Source organism: Escherichia sp. GZ89, assembly GCF_019366485.1.
Classification (GTDB): domain Bacteria; phylum Pseudomonadota; class Gammaproteobacteria; order Enterobacterales; family Enterobacteriaceae; genus Escherichia; species Escherichia fergusonii.
The window spans coordinates 1-586 of the sequence record NZ_JAEOHX010000061.1; the positions used below are offsets into that span (position 1 = coordinate 1).

The 586-nt window shown below is 52.9% G+C and carries 2 protein-coding genes; both read left to right on the plus strand.

Features of this window, described 5'->3' with window-relative positions:
• Window positions 1–3: 3 nt before the first annotated feature.
• Window positions 4–294 carry a DNA damage-inducible protein YebG gene (gene yebG / locus K0335_RS22185; protein WP_000257728.1) on the plus strand — a complete coding sequence of 97 codons (291 nt, stop codon included), beginning with the start codon at window positions 4–6 and terminating at the stop codon, window positions 292–294.
• A gap of 67 nt (window positions 295–361) precedes the next feature.
• Window positions 362–586: YebF family protein (locus K0335_RS22190; protein WP_269446967.1), on the plus strand; the 225-nt coding region annotated here is incomplete at its 3' end.

The following is a 586-nucleotide window of genomic DNA, read 5'->3' on the forward strand; positions in this document are numbered from 1 at the left end:
AAAATGGCGGTTGAAGTTAAATACGTAGTCATTCGCGAGGGTGAGGAGAAGATGTCATTTACCAGTAAAAAGGAAGCCGACGCCTGGGACAAAATGCTCGATACTGCCGATCTTCTTGATACCTGGCTTGAGCAGTCGCCAGTCGTGCTGGAAGATGGGCAGCGCGAGGCGTTGTCGCTGTGGATGGCGGAACATAAAGAGGTGTTAAGCACGATCCTCAAAACCGGTAAGTTGCCTTCTCCGCAGGCGGTTGAAAAGGACGCCGCGAGTAAAACGAAAAAGCAAGCCGCCTGAACCCACACTTGCGCTCTCGGCGTTTTGTACCATGCTTTTCCTGAATCATTGTGCTAAGGAGAAAAGTATGAATAAAAGAGGAGCGTTGTTGAGCCTGCTGTTGTTATCCGCCAGCGTATCGGCATTTGCGGCATCCACCGAGAGTAAATCGGTTAAGTTTCCGCAGTGCGAAGGGCTGGATGCCGCCGGGATTGCGGCAAGCGTGAAGCGCGACTACCAGCAAAATCGTATCGTGCGGTGGGCAGGCGACCAAAAAAAGGTCGGGCAGGCTGACCCGGTCGCGTGGGTTAAT